Genomic DNA, 15,269 nt, shown 5'->3' with positions numbered 1-15,269 from the left:
TGACTGACGATAACAATCTGGTGAATACAAAATGCGCGTACTTCCAGCTCCGTTACCTTTGAAGAAAATCGTCCTGGCCTCTGCCATTGCCCTGTCCACCTCCCTGGCGTTGGCCGGCAATGCGGTCAACCCGCATGCCGCCGAGACCATCGGCACCGTTCAGCAAGTCTATGACGGCGCCTTGATGCCCGACGTGCAGGCCAATACGTTCCGCAACATCGACCGGCTGTTCCCGACCCGCACCATCAAGCATGACGGCAAGGTCCTGGCGCTACCGACCGGTAAACCGCTGGCCAATTTCAAGTTCCAATCCAATGGCAAGGACTACGACCTGTACGACTACGTGTCGTTGAATCGGGTCAGCGGCTTGCTGGTGATCAAGGACGGCAAGATCGCTTATGAAACCTACCAGCTGGGCAACACCGAGAAGACACGCTGGATGTCCATGTCGGTGGTCAAGTCCATCACGGCCACGCTGATCGGCGCCGCTATCCAGGACGGCCACATCAAGAGCATCGATGACCAGATCGTCACCTACCTGCCTGAACTCAAGGGCAGTGCCTATGATGGCGTGACGGTACGCAACCTGGTGCAGATGACTTCCGGGGTGGGCTGGAACGAGGCTTACACCGATCCCAAGTCCGATCGACGTCGCATGCTGGATATACAAAATGCGCACACACCCGGCGGTGTACTGAAATTGATGGCCTCGCTGCCGCGGGTCGCCGAACCGGGCACCCTCTGGAACTACAGCACGGGTGAGACACACGTCGCCGGTGCCCTGGTGCGCGCAGCTGTCGGCATGCCCGTGAGCGACTACCTGTCCAAGCGCATCTGGAGCAAGGTCGGCATGGAGTCTGACGCCACGTGGTGGCTGGAATCGCCCAATGGCCTGGAAGTCGGCGGCAGCGGCCTGTCCGCCCGGTTGCGCGACTACGGGCGTTTTGGCCTGTTCCTGATGAATGGCGGCGTCGCCGATGGCCAGCAGATTCTGCCCAAAGACTGGGTCAAAGAAGCCGGGTCGCCCAAGATCGTCGATGGCAAGAAGGTGAACTATGGCTACATGCTGTGGCCGATCCCCGATTCCGACGGTACGCCCAACGAAGGCGCGTTCGAAGCACGCGGTATCTTCGGCCAGCACATCTACGTGAACCCACGGGAGAACGTGGTGATAGTGGTCTGGAGTGCCCTGCCCAAGCCACAACGCATGGCCACCGTCCAGGACAACGACTTCTTTGCCGCAACGATCAAGGCGCTCAAGCAATGAGAGCGCTGGCCGACCACCCTGCCCCTTTGACAGGCCCGGGCGCAGCAATAGCCCTGCCCGTAATCGCCTGAAAATGATCCAACGGCCGCGGTGTGACACAACACTGCGGCCGGTCCCGGCGGGATGGATTATGGAAAACGCTGACCTGTAGGAGCCGGCTTGCTGGCGAAGGCGTCTGCATGGCCGCTGCAAGGCTCGAGGCCGCCTTCGCTGCGGTGCGGCGTTCCGACAAGCCAGCGCCTACACGGAATTACCGGCGTATCGATGGGTTGTGGACAGTCATCATTGCGTTGCCATGGAGGCGACGCCTGTGACACAGGCGATCAGCGTGACAACCGCCGCTGCCGCGATGGCAAGCGCAGGCGGCGCGATCGATGCTTGAGCGCTCAACAACTGCCGACGACGCCACGCACCATAGAAAACTGCGGCTCCCGATGCGAACAGCAACGAGAATGCCAAGAGGGTGATCGGGACTTCATGATTGGTCCAGCCCGAGCGCAGCGCCAGCAGGGCGTTGGCCAAGACTGCCCATCCGGTTCGGCTCCATGACAGCGCAGTGCGTTCGGCCTGTAAGCCGGGGTCTCGTGGCCGCTGCAGTTCAACGCTCTGCTGGATCACGAAAGTTTTACCACCAACAACAGCACAATCGCAGCCGCGATACCCAGCGTGGCCGTCGCGATCAGCGGGATGGCCAGCGTGGCGGGCAACCTGCGTGAGTGGCGCATTGCGATTTCGTTGGCGCGCCAGCGCACATAGGCGAGGGTACAAAGCAGCGCCGCCAGCACGCCAAAGGCGATGGCAAGGCTCATGACAATGCCATGGGGACCGAGCCTGGTGGAGAACTGGTCGAGCACAACACCGCCGGCCAACAGGCCGAGGGCCGTGCGAATAGTTGGAACAACGATGACAGTATCTGCTTAGATTGTTGAATCGCTGGAGCTGAGCCATGGACAAGAATGAAAAGCCCAAACCCACGACCCGGGCGGCGTTGCGCCCCGCAGAGCCCGGCAGTCATCTCGCACCGCAGGATTGGCACTCTCCGGCCAGGCATTACCTGGCGGATGAGTTCGCCGATGATCGGCAGTTCGCCGCGACACTCGCCCGTGGCCTTGAAATCCTGCATTGCTTCATCGCCCGCGTGACCCAACTGGGCAACGCGGAGCTAGTCGCACGGACCGGGATGCCGAAAGCGACGATCTCGCGTTTCACCTATACCCTGGTTCGACTGGGCTATCTGCGCCTCAACCGCCTGAACAACAAATATCAGTTGGGCCCGGCCGTGCTGTCCCTGGGCTACCCGCTGCTCGCCAGCCTCAATATCCGGCAGATCGCCAGGCCCTTCATGAAGGAGCTGGCGGACCATATTCGCGGCTCGGTGTCACTGGGCATGCGTGACCGGCTCAGCGTGGTGTACTTGGAAAGCAGCCGCAGTGCCGGACCGATGAGCCATCCGCCGGACGTCGGCCTGAGCTATCCCGTGGCCCGCACGGCGATGGGGCGCGCCATCATTGCCGCTTCTTCCCGTGAAGAGCGCACGGCGCTGCTCAACGAAATCAAAGTCCGGACGCCAGACGACTGGAATACCTTCCATACCCGTATCGAAGAGAGTATCCAGGAGTTTCATGAGTGTGGCTTTTGCGTGTCATACGGCGATCTGCGGCGTGAGATACATGCCGTCGCCGTCCCGATGCGGGCCATGGCCGATGGTGAAATTCTGGTCTTCAACTGTGGCGTACCGGCCTTTATGCTGAACGAAGGCCAGCTGAAAAACGACATCGGCCCACGCCTGGTTTCCATGGTGCGCAGCATTGAAGGGATGATGGGCATTTATTAGTCGCTGAGGCAGGAGCTGCCCTTCACGGAGAACACCAGGCTCACGGCATGCAGCCTGGGGTTTCTGGCAACGGGCACGGCCTGGGCTATCGGGTCGTCGCGTCCACCGGTCGACCGCAGGAGTCGGACTACCTCAAGGCGCTGGGCGCCAGCGAAGGTCGTCAACGATAACGCGTGTTGGCTGGATAACACGCGGTGCTCCGGAATCCATCGCGAGCAAGCTTGCTCCTACATTAGTGGCGCTTTTGTGGTGAGACTCAGCTGGGTTTGAGCGCCATGAACTGCGCCACCAGCGTCGCCAGCACCGGCTTCAGCCGGGCCACCAACGTCTGGTCCAGTGCATAGGGGGCGACCTCCTGCATGTAGCTGCGCTGTGCCAACTCGAGCTGAATCCCATGCACCTGTTGTGCAGGGTTGCCGTAGGTGCGGGTGATGTGGCCGCCCTTGAAGCGACCGTTCAACACTGCAGGCAAGTCCGGCGCCGCATCCTTGGCCGAAGCCAGCAGGGCCTCGGCGATGCCGGCCGCGCATGAGGTTGCGTTGGCCGTTCCGAAGTTGAACACCGGCAGTTCGCCCTCGAACAGATGGGGAATGACCGATCGAATCGAATGGGCATCCCAGAGCAAGGCATAGCCATGGGCGGCTTTGATTCGCTCGAGCTCCGACTGCAGGGCGCGGTGGTAAGGCTGCCAATACAACTCGAGGCGACGCGCCGTTTCCGCCTCGTCCGGCGCCTGCCCATCCAGGTACAGGGGCACGCCGTCGAAGGTGGTGAGCGGACACAGGCCGGTCGTGTTCTGGCCGGGGTACAGGTTTTCACCGTCGGCCGGGCGATTCAGGTCGATCACATACCGCGAGCACAGCGGCCGCAGGACGGATGCGCCCAGGGCGCCGGCAAAGTCGTACAGCGATTCGATATGCCAGTCCGTGTCGTCCACGGCAAGCCCGGTAGGGCTGAATCGGTGACGAAGGTCGTCGGGCAGATGGGTCCCCACATGCGGCATGGAGATCAGCAGCGGACCGTGGCCCTGCTGCAGGGTGAATACGGCGTCGTGACTCATACGGTTTCCTTCAACAACTGGGCAAGGGCGGCGCGGTAGTCGTGCAGAGCGTTAACCTGCAGCGCATGCTGGCCGTTATCGATGACTTTGTTTCCGCCAACGAACACGTCGCGCACCGGATTACCGCCATGCTCGCAGAACACCAGTGCAGAGAGCAGTTGGCGCGGATTGTCGGGGTCGACGTTGGGCGCATCGCGGTCGATCACGACAAAGTCGGCGCGCTGCCCCACCGACAACCCCGCAACCCGCCGGCCGGTTGCTGCGGCGCCGCCGATCACCGCCTGACTGAACAACCGGTCGGCGATCACCGGCGCGCTGACGTCGGCCAGTACGTTGCGGCGTCGGTGCAGCAGGCGCTGGCCGTACTCAAGCAAGCGCAGTTCGGACCAGGGGTTGACGGTGATATTGCTGTCGGAGCCAATCCCCCAGCGACCGTTGGCCGCCAGATATCGCTGGGCATCGAACACACCATCGCCCAGGTTGGCCTCGGTCGTCAGGCACAGGCCCGCCGTAGCGCCACTGCGCGCGAGGTCGGCGTATTCGCTGTCGTTCATGTGCGTGGCATGCACCAGGCACCAGCGGCTGTCCACGGGCTGGCGCGCCAGCAGCCATTCCACCGGACGCTGGCCGAGGGTGGCGATGCAGTCGTCGACTTCCTTGGTCTGCTCGGCGATATGAATGTGGATCGGCGCCTGGTCGTCATCGGCATTCAGACCATCGAGCAGCGTCGACAGCGACGCCTCGGACACGGCGCGCAACGAATGCGGGGCCACGCCATAGCGCAGATTGGCGTGTTCGGGCATGGATGCCTTCAGCCGCTGACGCAGCTCCAGAATCCACTCTGGCGACGAGATGAACCGCCGTTGATGGGCCAGGGGCTCGGTCTGCCCGAAGCCGCTGTACTGATAGAGCACCGGCAACAACGTCATGCCGATTCCGACCTCCTGCGCCGCGCTGACGATGCGCTGCGCAAGCTCTGCCGGATTGTCATAAGGCTGCCCGTCGGCCCCGTGGTGCACATAGTGAAACTCGCACACTGAGGTGTAGCCGGCCTTGAGCATCTCGATGTAGAGATGGCGCCCGATGGCTTGCAAATGTTGCGGCTGCAGACGCTGGGCGAACCGGTACATCAAGGTACGCCAGCTCCAGAACGAATCGGCCGGGTCGCCCATGGTTTCGGTCAGGCCGGCCATGGCGCGCTGGAACGCATGGGAATGCACATTCGGCATGCCGCTGACCACCGGCCCGGCCGCCAGCGGCATGTCCGGGCTGCGGACAGCATCGACACGAATCTCGGTCAGGTCGCCGGCCTCATCCCAGCGCAACAGCACATTATCGTGCCAACCGTCAGGCAGCAGTGCACGTTCGGCAAACAGGCTGCGATGGGCCAGCACAGGACTTGAATCGCGATCCACGGGAGCATTTACATCGACATCGGGCTTCACGGTAACCTCGCAAAAAACAGACAGGAAAGGGCCGATCAGCCGGCGTGCGAAGCGTCGCGGGCCAAGACACTTTGCAAGAAGCTGCGTGTGCGCGCTTCCTTGGGTGCGGTGAACAATTCGGACGGCGGGGCCGCCTCGACGATCGCGCCCTGGTCCATGACCACCACCACGTCGGCCACTTCACGGGCAAATCCCATCTCGTGGGTGACGATGATCATGGTCATGCCTTCTGCGGCCAGGTTCTGCATCACCTGCAACACTTCGCCCACCAGTTCCGGGTCGAGCGCCGAGGTGGGCTCATCGAACAACATGACTTTGGGGTCCATGGCCAAGGCGCGGGCAATGGCCACTCGCTGCTTCTGCCCTCCGGACAGGGTGCCCGGATACACATCGGCCTTGTGTTTCAGGCCAACCTTATCGAGCAGCTGCAAGCCCTGCTCATGGGCTTGCTTGCGCGACTTCCTGTGCAGGGACAGGGGAGCCAGCGTGACGTTTTCCAGCACAGTCAGATGCGGGAACAGATTGAAGGACTGAAAGACCATGCCCACTTCGCTGCGCATTTCATCCAGTTTCGCGTCGGACATCATTTGGCCCTGCTCGACCACGGTGTGGCCGCAGACGTGCAGCGTGCCGCCTTCTGCGGTTTCCAGGCCGTTCATGCAGCGCAGGAAGGTGCTCTTGCCCGAGCCGCTGGGCCCGATCACCACGACCACCTGACTGGCCTGCACGGAAAAATCGATGTTATGCAGCACCTGATGCGTCCCGAAGGATTTGCTCAGGTTCTTGATGTCGATAATGGTTGCAGTCATCACGCTCTCCCGTCCGCACGCAGCATTCTTTCGGTTCTACGCAGAATCAATGTCGTGGTACCGGTGAGCATCAGATAAATGAACGCGATAGCCAGGTACACTTCCAGCGAGCGGTAGGACACGCTGATGATTTTCTCGCCCTCGTGCATCACGTCGGCAATGGTCAACAACGAGACCAGCGCCGAGTTCTTGATCAATGCGATGAACTCGTTACCCAGCGCCGGGATCATCCGGACAAACGCCTGGGGCAGGATGACCTTGCGCATCGCCAGCCTGTACGGCAAGCCCAGCGAGCGGGCGGCTTCCATCTGGCCTTTTTCGACTGACTGAATGGAGCCACGGACAACTTCCGACACGTAGGCCGCGCTGTAGATGCCCAGGCCGAAGATGCCACACACATACGCGGGCAACTGAATGCCGAAATGCGGCAAGCCGAAAAACAGGATGAACAGTTGCACCAGCAACGGCGTGCCGCGCACCAGTGTCAGGTAGGTGGTGCAAAAACCGTAGATGATGGCGCGGTCTTTGTTCAGCCGACCAAGCCCGATCAACAGACCGAGAATACAACTGAGCACCAGCGCTGCAGCCGTGATTTCGAGGGTGACGCCGGTGCCCGCCAAAAGCGCGCGCCAGCCCGCCCAGACCGGGGAAAAATCGAGGTCCATATATGTACTCCGCAAGTTAAGCCACTGGAAGACATCCGGCGCGAACACGCAGGATGGCGATCAGGTCATTATTCTTTTGTTGTGCCAAACCACTTGAGTGTCAGTGCTGCGTATTCACCGTTGCTGCGCAGTGTTTGCAACGCCTGGTTCATTTGCCGGGCCAGTTCGGTGTCATTCTTGCGGATGGCAAAGCCATACAGCTCGGTGGTCAAGCCTTCATCGAGCACCCGAACCCTTGGCTCGGACTTGGCATATTCCACCGCGGCCGGCCGGCCGGTGACGGCGGCGTTGACCCGGCCAATGGTCAGCAGGTCGAACATGGCCTGGTTCTTCTCGACTTCGACCACCTGGACCGCCGGGTAATGGTTTTTCAGAAACTCGATGGATTTGGTGCCCACCTGCGCAGTGACTTTCTTGCCGGCCACCAGGTCCGCGGGTTTATTGATCGTGGTGTCGTCCTTGAGGACCAGCACCGCCAAACCGCCACGGTAGTAGGAGTCGGTGAAGTTGACGACCTGGCGGCGCTCGTCGGTCATATAAATGGCAGAGGCCGCCACGTCGAACCGATTGGAGATCAGGCCGGGAATCAGCCCTTTGAAGCCGATGTCGACCCACTCGACCTTCTTGCCCATTTGCTTGCCCATGGCTTCGATCAATTCGACATCGAAGCCCGTTCGCTGACCGTCCTTGATAAATTCCATCGGCGGGAAGGTGGCATCGGTGCCGACTCGCATCACCTCATCCGCCGCCTGGGCAGGCATGCAGATCATGGTGAGCAGGGCAAATACCGCAGCGATCGGTCTTAGCAACTTGGAAGCATTCATCAAGGGGTCCTCGGCGAGGGTGAGTTCTGAAAGGGTCAGAACAGTGAGCAAGCGACAGGCTAGAACCGATTGCTGATACGGCTGCCTGCTTTTCTTGTGAGGCTGATCAGCTCAGCTTCGCGTGATCCAACTCGTAGTGAAGGCGCCATCAATGTGATGGTGCCCTGGAGAGTTTCATCATGTGAAATCAGGGGCACACTGACCCCCCATACGCCCAGGTCGACTTCACTGTCGCTGGTGGCGAAACGGTTCTTGCGAATTTCAATGATTTCCTTTTCCAATGCCTGCAGGCATTGCGGCGAGTCGCCCAACTGCTCCTGCATGAGGCGCTGGCGAAGCTCTGCGGGCAGAAACGCCAGCAGGCTCTTGGCAGACGCGCCATGCATCAATGAATGCGCGCGGCCCTTGGTAAAGGAGCAGCGCAGCGACCGGTTGCATTCTTCCATCGCAATGCAAACCATCTGCTCGTTGCTGTACACCAGCAGGCCGACACTCTCGCCGGTCCGTTCCACCAGTGCGCTGATTTCGTCGCGGCTCTGGTTGATCAGGTTCGAGTTCTGATCAAAACCCCAGGCCAGTTGCACACCCGTGGCCCCTGGTGCAAAGAGGCCCGATGTCATGTGCTCCTGCAACAGCCCCCACTTTTTCAGGACCGCAAGGTGACGATAAACCGTACTTAACGGCATCCCCACTTGCGAGGCTATGCGCTTGGCACCCATCGGCCGTCCGGCCTTGGCCACACAGGCCAATACCTGCAGGACACGATCGACGATGCTTTTGGTTCCAGAATCGTTCATGGCCTCAGTATAGGTAGCTATTATCAGTTTTGGAGTCGTGTTCTCATTCTGCGGGAAATACGAACACACTAATTTGAGTGACCGCCCACGCCCCTGGGCAGGGCTGACTTTCGGATCAGGCCTTGAAGGTTTTTCAGCTTCGGGGAGTGGGCAATGTTGCCCGGAAATGGCGTACATCAGAGGGCGCAAACCATGGACGTCACGCCAGTACCTGCCGACCCCCTTCAAGCGCCGGTAGTGGTTATCCCGACCGCGCTCTCCCAGCTCTACAACCTGGACCTCGCCCCCACACAGCCAGAGGGGCGAACCTGGGGAACGTTCAGCCTGTTCGCGATGTGGATGTCCGACGTGCACTCGGTCGGCGGCTATACCTTTGCCGCCAGCCTGTTCTTTCTGGGGCTGGCGGGCTGGCAGGTGTTGCTGTCCATGACGGCCGGGATCACGATTGTCTACTTTCTGATGAACCTGATCGGCAGGCCGTCGCAAAAGTACGGCATTCCGTTTCCAGTGGTCGCGCGCCTGTCCTTCGGCGTGATGGGCGCCAATCTGGCAGCGACCGTGCGCGGGATCGTCGGCATCGTCTGGTACGGAGTGCAGACGTATTTCGCCTCCAAGGCGGTGCAGGTGCTGGTGATCACCTTGATGCCCTCGGCGGCAGAGTTAACCCACACCAGCCTGCTGGGCCTTTCCACGCTGGGCTGGATGAGCTTTGCGTTCATGTGGTTCTTCCAGCTGGTGATCTTCCTGGCAGGGATGGAGTCGATTCGCAAATTCATCGATTTTTGCGGTCCCGTCATTTATCTGGTGATGTTCGTGCTGGCCGGCTGGATTATCTCGAAAACAGGCCTGGACAGCTTCTCGATGCAGCTGGCCCACCGACAGTTCACCGGATGGGAGTCCATTGGCCTGATGGCAAACGCGGCGATGCTGATCGTGGCCTACTTTGCGGCACTGCTGCTCAATTTTGGCGACTTTGCACGCTTTGCCAAGAGCGAATCAGTGATGAAAAAGGGCAACTTCTGGGGCCTTCCGGTCAACTTCATCCTGTTTGCGTTAATCACGGTCATTGTCACTGGCGGTTCGATACAGGTGTTCGGCGAGGCCATCATGGACCCCGTCTTGATTGTTGAAAGAATCAATAACCCGATCGTCTCGATCATCGGCGCCATTACGTTCATCGTCGCCACGATGGGCATCAACATCGTGGCCAACTTCGTCTCCCCAGCCTATGACATCGCCAACCTGGCGCCGCAGAAAATCAACTTCAGGTTGGGCGGCTTGATCGCCTCGATCCTGTCGGTGCTGGTCTGCCCATGGCTGTTCGTGTCGAGTCCGCAGGCGATCACGATTTTCGTCAGCGTCTTCGGTGCCGTGCTGGGACCGATGTTCGGCATCATGGTTGCGGACTACTACCTGGTGAAGCGGCAGGTGATCAAGTTGGAGGATCTGTACACCCTGTCTCCCGAAGGCTCGCTGTACTTCAAGGGTGGCTGGAACCCCAAGGCCTTGTTCGCGCTGATTGTTTCGGGAAGCGTGTCGATCAGTCTGGCCTTGCTGGGCGCATTCGGGTTGATGTTCAACATCGGCGACTGGGGGTGGCTGATCGGTGCCGTCAGCGGAGCGTTCATACATGTGGTGGCCAGTCGCAGGGGGGCGGCTGTTTCGTCGCGCGCCTGAATAATCCGAAAGATCCACTTACGTCTGAGCCTTAGACCCTCGCTGCCCTTCCCCTCATAGATGATCCCACGTCATCCATACCTTGATAATCCATCCTTTGTCAGACCCTGAGGAGTGGCCTCTAATGCCGCGAAGCCAGTGATCCCTATCACTGATTTCAACAATAAAAGCTCTTCCAGGAGATACCATGCACAGCGGTCCCACTCTATTGCTGGTGTTGTTTTGCGCCATCTTTCTGATCGTTTTCCTCATCGTCAAAGTTCGCGTCCACGCCTTCCTGGCCTTGACCGCAGCGAGTTTTGTGGTGGGGATCGGTTCAGGCATGCCACTGGCGAAAATGGCCTCTTCATATGAAACAGGTGTCGGTGGAACACTCGGGTTCCTGGCAACGATCATTGGCCTTGGCGGCATACTCGGCAAGATGCTCGAAGAATCCGGTGGCGCGGAGCGCATCGCCCGCACGCTATTGAGCGCCATGGGTAAAGAGCGTGCTTCATGGGCCATGATGCTCGTCGGGTTCATTGCGGGCATACCCGTGTTCTTCGAGGTTGGATTCGTTCTGCTCATTCCGCTGATCTATGTGGTCGCGAAAGAGACCAGGATCAACCTGCTGTACCTGGGCGTGCCCCTGGCCGTGTCGCTGATGGCCGTGCATTGCATGTTGCCCCCGCACCCTGCCGCCATGGCGATTAGCGGGATGCTGGGCGCCGATGTCGGCAAGGTCATCGTGTACGGCCTCATTGTCGCGCTGCCGACCGCCATTATTGCCGGGCCGCTGTGGATCAAGCTGGTCTGCAAGAGTGAAGCGCCTGACTCTCAAGAGGCTTTCCTGGACGAACATTGCGATGACAGCACGACCCGGGACTTGCCAGGCCTCGGCTTGACGCTGCTGACCATCCTGTTGCCACTGCTGCTGATGGTAGGGAAAAGCCTGGCGACCGCCCTGCCCCATGACTCGACGGCATTCAGTGTCATTTCGTTCCTGGGAACGCCACTGATAGCACTGTCCATTGCCGTGGTGTTCGCTTACTGGGCGCTGGGTCTGCGCCGCGGTTTATCAATGCCTGACTTGCTCGCGCACACTCAGAAGAGCTTTCCTCCACTAGCCAGCATCCTGCTGATCATCGGTGCCGGTGGGGCCTTCAACGGCATCCTGGTCGACAGCGGCGTGGGTAACGCGCTGGCCGGTTCGTTGACGCAATTGAACATGAACCCCATCGTACTTGCGTGGTTGGTGGCCGGGTTGATGCACTTCGCCGTCGGTTCGGCGACAGTGGCAATGATCAGCGCCGCTGGCATGGTGCTGCCGATGCTGGGCGCACATCCCGCCGTGAGCAAGGAAATCATCTGCATTGCCATCGGCGCCGGCGCCATTGGCTGGACCCATGTGACGGACTCCGCCTTCTGGGTGGTCAAGGAATACCTGGGTGTCTCGCTCGCCGAAGCCTTGAAGAAATTCACCCTTGCCACCGTACTGGCGTCCCTGGTCGCGCTGGGGCTGACCCTGCTGCTGTCGAACTTCGTTTGAATCAACCCGTATTTTCAGCCTTATCTGTTTAGAAGGACCACGTCATGATTTTGGGTAAAACACTTGAAAGCTGGTACGCCAGTCATCCTTTGATTCGCGATCTGGTCGCGCTGCAGGAAACCACCTGGTTCAATCCTGCCGTGGCTCCGGTCGCGCAATCGCTCGGCGATGTAGGGTTGACGGCCGCCGACGTCGCCGATGCCAGCGCTCGCCTGACGCGTTTTGCTTCTTACCTCAGCCGTGCGTTCCCGGAAACCCAAGTCAGCGGCGGCATCATCGAGTCGGACGTGCTGCCGGTGCCACACCTGCAGCAAGCGCTGAGCGAGCGCTACGGCCTGGCCTTGGCCGGGGCGCTGTGGCTCAAGCAGGACAGCCATCTACCCATCTCGGGTTCCATCAAGGCGCGCGGCGGTATCTATGAAGTGCTCAAGCATGCCGAGGACCTGGCGCTGGCCGGCAACCTGCTGAGCCTTGACGACGACTACGCCGTGCTGGACAGCGATAAGGCACGGGCGTTTTTCGGCCAGTATAAAATAGCCGTCGGCTCGACCGGCAACCTCGGTATGTCCATCGGCATCATGGGCGCTGCGCTGGGCTTCCAGGTGACCGTGCACATGTCGGCGGATGCGCGGCAATGGAAGAAAGACAAGTTGCGTTCACATGGCGTCACGGTTGTCGAGTACGCCTCCGATTACAGCGTGGCCGTTGCGCAAGGCCGCCAACAAGCGGAGTCCGATCCAGCCTGCCATTTTGTGGACGATGAAAACTCGGTCAACCTGTTCCTGGGCTACTCGGTGGCCGCCGAACGCCTGAAACAGCAATTGGCGGCGGCTGACATCACCGTGGATGCGCAACATCCATTGTTTGTCTATCTGCCCTGTGGCGTGGGTGGCGCACCCGGCGGCGTAGCCTTCGGCCTGAAGCTGGCCTTCGGTGACGCCGTCCACTGCATCTTCGCCGAGCCCACTCACTCGCCCTGCATGATGCTGGGCGTCTATACCGGGCTGCACGACGAAGTGAGCGTGCAAGACTTCGGCATTGACAACGTGACGGCTGCCGACGGCCTGGCCGTCGGTCGCGCTTCAGGTTTTGTCGGCAAGGCCATGCAGCGCTTGCTCGATGGTTTCTACACCGTCAGCGACGAGGAAATGTACAGCTTGCTGGCTCTGCTGGAGCGCAGTGAAGGTATGCGCCTCGAGCCGTCCGCGCTCGCCGGCGTGCCCGGCATTGCCCGAGTCCATGCCGACCGGCAAGGCTACCTGGCCCGCGCGGGCCTGGACGACCAGGCCATGGTGCAAGCCACCCATCTGGTGTGGGCAACGGGCGGCAACATGGTGCCTGGCGACGAGATGGACGCTTATCTGGCCAAGGGCCGTGAATTGCTCGGCAAGGGTTGATCGGGCAATAGGGACCCGCGCGGCAGGAATGCGCCCGGGTACTCGCTGATTCAAGCGCAAAACCGGATGTGGCAAGATAAACGACTTGCCACATCCGGGTACGTTTGACCGCTGCAAATGCGTCCTGCATCAGGCGGCTTTTGTGCTCGAGGGAAAACTGTCGTGCTCAACCTTCCTCCTCGTATCAGTTCCAGGCTCAACAGCAGCCAGTTTGCGAACCTTCACACCTTTCTGGTAGCCGCTCGTCACCTGAGCTTCGCCCGTGCGGCGGAGGAGCTGTGCTTGACCGCAAGCGCCGTGAGCCACCGTATAAGCCGGCTGGAAACCGCGCTGGCGATGAAACTGTTCCAGCGCCTGACCCGGCAGGTCAGCCTGACCGATGAAGGCGAGCGGATCTTTGAAATACTGCAGAATGCGATGGGGGAATTGTCCGAAGCCCTTGAGCAATCGTCACAAGCTGAAGTGGCTGGCTCCATCGCGCTCTACGTAAGGCCTTCCATCGCCCAATGCTGGCTGGTTCCCCGGCTGGCGGACTTTGTCGAGCGTTACCCTCTGGTGTCACTGGACCTGCGGGTAGGTAATGACAATGTCGATTTTCGGACCCGCAAAATCGACTTGGCCCTGTACTACGCCAACGGCGAATTCCCCGGGCTGACGAGCCATCGATTGATGCGAGAACAGCTGGCCCCCGTGTGCAGTCCCGACTATGCGCGACGCCATCGCCTGGAGGAAAACCCGCAGAACTTGCGGCACTGCACCACCTTGCATGACTCCCTGGCCTGGGATCATGCGGCCTATGATGCAGAGTGGACGCTCTGGGCAGAGCAGCACAACCTGCTCGCGGCACTGCCCAAACGGACCCTCACCTTCGATCGCTCCGATTTGAGTGTGACGGCAGCCATGAACCATGCCGGTATCGCGATTGGCCGTCAGCAGCTGGTGCAGAAGCGAGTCGATCGCGGCGAACTGGTGCTTCCCCTCGCCGGATTCAGCCGATCGGGCCACTATGATTATTATCTGGTTCACCCGCCGCTCGGCACCATCCCCAAACGATTACTGGTGTTCATGAACTGGTTGCGCGAGTGCGCCAGTCAATCATCACCCCTGGGTGAAAACCAGGACCTGCTCGGATGAGTGCTCAGCTTCACGGGGCGGCCAGGGTGCTCGGTAGCATTGCGGTGAGCAGGATGAAACTGCCCATCGCGACAAACAGGGCGAAGGCACCGCGACGCATGCTCAGGTCGGAGAGTTGCGGTGGAAACCGCACATACAGCCAGCTGGCCAGCATGGCGACCGGGATCGACAGCATGCCCAGCGACATGACCTCGGCGTTCAACTCTCCCTGCACACCCTGCATGATCAAGCGGACCAGGGACATGGCGCCGGACAGCGCCAGCAAGCTGGTGCGGATCGCCTGGATGGACACCGGTTGACGATAATAGTGATAGATCATCGGCGGCCCCGGTACGCTGAACAGGCCACCCAACAGGCCGCCGAGCACGCCCATCATGACGAAGCTCATGCGGCTTGAGCGGGATGGATGAGGACGTGGTTTGATAAACAGGGCGATACCGCCGGCCACGATCAGCCCGCCCAGCAACAGTTGCAGCAGCGCGGTATGCTCTTCGCCCATGATCCCCAGTGACCACAGGCCCAGCAGCGTGCCCGGTACCAGGCCAACGAACGTCTGGAGGAACGATGCCCGATCGATGTGCCGCCAGTGGCGAGACAGGGCGATGACGATGCCGGGAAACGCGACGATGGTGATAGTGGTGGCGACGGTAGCAATGGGGGCGGCGTGGGTGAGTACGGCAATCGCCAGTACGACGATGCCCAGTGCGAACCCGGTGAGCGCTTGCAGGTAGCTGCCAACGGCCACCGCGACAAGAATGATGAGCAGCGATTGCAGTTCTGAGTGTAGTTCCATGGATCATCCTGCCGGGATCGGTTGTTGTTCTGGCCGCAC

The 15,269-nt window shown here is 60.5% G+C and carries 16 protein-coding genes; 7 read left to right on the top strand and 9 right to left on the bottom strand.

What is annotated here, in order from left to right; genetic code table 11:
* The first annotated feature begins 31 nt into the window (after positions 1-31).
* Positions 32-1,267, top strand: coding sequence for a serine hydrolase domain-containing protein (locus F8N80_RS08050; protein WP_150783647.1), 1,236 nt, complete (start codon positions 32-34; stop codon positions 1,265-1,267).
* Between the two features lie 282 nt (positions 1,268-1,549).
* On the opposite strand, the gene F8N80_RS08045 is transcribed toward F8N80_RS08050, so the two are convergent.
* Together F8N80_RS08045 and F8N80_RS08040 are read right to left on the bottom strand one after the other, a co-directional pair.
* A complete protein-coding gene (locus F8N80_RS08045) occupies positions 1,550-1,885 on the bottom strand; it encodes a DUF202 domain-containing protein (RefSeq protein ID WP_191632884.1) in 336 nt (111 codons plus the stop codon).
* The gene (locus tag F8N80_RS08040; RefSeq protein WP_369074129.1) at positions 1,882-2,157 is read right to left on the bottom strand and encodes a YidH family protein; all 276 of its coding nucleotides are present in this window, start codon (positions 2,155-2,157) and stop codon (positions 1,882-1,884) included. Before F8N80_RS08040 ends, F8N80_RS08045 begins: the two co-directional genes overlap by 4 nt.
* 56 nt (positions 2,158-2,213) lie before the next feature.
* On the opposite strand from F8N80_RS08040, the gene F8N80_RS08035 reads away from it, so the two are divergent.
* Positions 2,214-3,101: an IclR family transcriptional regulator gene (locus F8N80_RS08035; RefSeq protein WP_224790660.1), complete on the top strand. Its 888-nt coding sequence runs from the start codon at positions 2,214-2,216 to the stop codon at positions 3,099-3,101.
* Between the two features lie 47 nt (positions 3,102-3,148).
* Positions 3,149-3,271 (top strand): hypothetical protein, encoded by a 123-nt coding sequence (locus F8N80_RS31900; RefSeq protein ID WP_263596950.1) that lies wholly within the window; start codon positions 3,149-3,151, stop codon positions 3,269-3,271.
* Positions 3,272-3,357: 86 nt separating this feature from the next.
* Here the strand turns inward: F8N80_RS31900 and hutG are convergent, their stop codons facing one another.
* From hutG to F8N80_RS08005, 6 genes are all read right to left on the bottom strand, one after another.
* A complete protein-coding gene (gene hutG / locus F8N80_RS08030) occupies positions 3,358-4,161 on the bottom strand; it encodes an N-formylglutamate deformylase (protein WP_150746366.1) in 804 nt (267 codons plus the stop codon).
* On the bottom strand, positions 4,158-5,552 hold the full coding sequence (locus F8N80_RS08025) for a formimidoylglutamate deiminase (protein ID WP_150746394.1): 1,395 nt from the start codon (positions 5,550-5,552) through the stop codon (positions 4,158-4,160). The genes hutG and F8N80_RS08025 overlap by 4 nt, the downstream gene beginning before the upstream one ends.
* Positions 5,553-5,641: 89 nt before the next feature.
* Complete coding sequence (locus F8N80_RS08020) at positions 5,642-6,403, bottom strand: amino acid ABC transporter ATP-binding protein (RefSeq protein ID WP_191632887.1); 762 nt, start codon at positions 6,401-6,403, stop codon at positions 5,642-5,644.
* Positions 6,404-6,414: 11 nt separating this feature from the next.
* Positions 6,415-7,080, bottom strand: a complete 666-nt coding sequence (locus tag F8N80_RS08015) for an amino acid ABC transporter permease (RefSeq protein WP_150746368.1) — start codon at positions 7,078-7,080, stop codon at positions 6,415-6,417.
* A gap of 68 nt (positions 7,081-7,148) precedes the next feature.
* A complete protein-coding gene (locus tag F8N80_RS08010) occupies positions 7,149-7,904 on the bottom strand; it encodes a transporter substrate-binding domain-containing protein (RefSeq protein WP_150746369.1) in 756 nt (251 codons plus the stop codon).
* A gap of 59 nt (positions 7,905-7,963) precedes the next feature.
* Entirely contained in the window at positions 7,964-8,701 is a 738-nt protein-coding gene (locus F8N80_RS08005) for an IclR family transcriptional regulator (protein ID WP_150746395.1), read from the bottom strand.
* A gap of 192 nt (positions 8,702-8,893) precedes the next feature.
* Between F8N80_RS08005 and F8N80_RS08000 the strand changes: the two genes are divergently transcribed.
* The 4 genes from F8N80_RS08000 (at position 8,894) to dsdC (ending at position 14,437) form a co-directional block, all read left to right on the top strand.
* Positions 8,894-10,378 carry an NCS1 family nucleobase:cation symporter-1 gene (locus F8N80_RS08000; RefSeq protein WP_150783646.1) on the top strand — a complete coding sequence of 495 codons (1,485 nt, stop codon included), beginning with the start codon at positions 8,894-8,896 and terminating at the stop codon, positions 10,376-10,378.
* A gap of 187 nt (positions 10,379-10,565) precedes the next feature.
* A complete protein-coding gene (locus F8N80_RS07995) occupies positions 10,566-11,906 on the top strand; it encodes a GntT/GntP/DsdX family permease (RefSeq protein ID WP_150783645.1) in 1,341 nt (446 codons plus the stop codon).
* Between the two features lie 44 nt (positions 11,907-11,950).
* A complete protein-coding gene (gene dsdA, locus F8N80_RS07990) occupies positions 11,951-13,303 on the top strand; it encodes a D-serine ammonia-lyase (RefSeq protein WP_150783644.1) in 1,353 nt (450 codons plus the stop codon).
* A 162-nt stretch (positions 13,304-13,465) separates the two neighbouring features.
* Entirely contained in the window at positions 13,466-14,437 is a 972-nt protein-coding gene (dsdC, locus tag F8N80_RS07985; RefSeq protein WP_150746373.1) for a DNA-binding transcriptional regulator DsdC, read from the top strand.
* 10 nt (positions 14,438-14,447) lie between these two features.
* Here the strand turns inward: dsdC and F8N80_RS07980 are convergent, their stop codons facing one another.
* Positions 14,448-15,230: a TSUP family transporter gene (locus tag F8N80_RS07980; protein WP_150746374.1), complete on the bottom strand. Its 783-nt coding sequence runs from the start codon at positions 15,228-15,230 to the stop codon at positions 14,448-14,450.
* Between the last annotated feature and the right edge of the window lie 39 nt (positions 15,231-15,269).

Origin of the sequence: Pseudomonas fluorescens (genome assembly GCF_902497995.1) — a bacterium.
GTDB classification, from domain to species: Bacteria; Pseudomonadota; Gammaproteobacteria; order Pseudomonadales; family Pseudomonadaceae; genus Aquipseudomonas; species Aquipseudomonas fluorescens_BK.
The sequence above is the reverse complement of the archived record's forward strand: the minus strand, read 5'-3'. Positions and strand labels throughout refer to the sequence as shown.

Coding starts and splice junctions, on each gene's coding strand:
- F8N80_RS07980 (WP_150746374.1), bottom strand. CDS start 15,230: ATGGAACTACACTCAGAACTGCAATCGCTGCTCATCATTCTTGTCGCG.
- F8N80_RS31900 (WP_263596950.1), top strand. CDS start 3,149: ATGCAGCCTGGGGTTTCTGGCAACGGGCACGGCCTGGGCTATCGGGTC.
- F8N80_RS07995 (WP_150783645.1), top strand. CDS start 10,566: ATGCACAGCGGTCCCACTCTATTGCTGGTGTTGTTTTGCGCCATCTTT.
- F8N80_RS08035 (WP_224790660.1), top strand. CDS start 2,214: ATGGACAAGAATGAAAAGCCCAAACCCACGACCCGGGCGGCGTTGCGC.
- F8N80_RS08015 (WP_150746368.1), bottom strand. CDS start 7,080: ATGGACCTCGATTTTTCCCCGGTCTGGGCGGGCTGGCGCGCGCTTTTG.
- F8N80_RS08005 (WP_150746395.1), bottom strand. CDS start 8,701: ATGAACGATTCTGGAACCAAAAGCATCGTCGATCGTGTCCTGCAGGTA.
- F8N80_RS08000 (WP_150783646.1), top strand. CDS start 8,894: ATGGACGTCACGCCAGTACCTGCCGACCCCCTTCAAGCGCCGGTAGTG.
- F8N80_RS08050 (WP_150783647.1), top strand. CDS start 32: ATGCGCGTACTTCCAGCTCCGTTACCTTTGAAGAAAATCGTCCTGGCC.
- hutG (WP_150746366.1), bottom strand. CDS start 4,161: ATGAGTCACGACGCCGTATTCACCCTGCAGCAGGGCCACGGTCCGCTG.
- F8N80_RS08010 (WP_150746369.1), bottom strand. CDS start 7,904: ATGAATGCTTCCAAGTTGCTAAGACCGATCGCTGCGGTATTTGCCCTG.
- dsdA (WP_150783644.1), top strand. CDS start 11,951: ATGATTTTGGGTAAAACACTTGAAAGCTGGTACGCCAGTCATCCTTTG.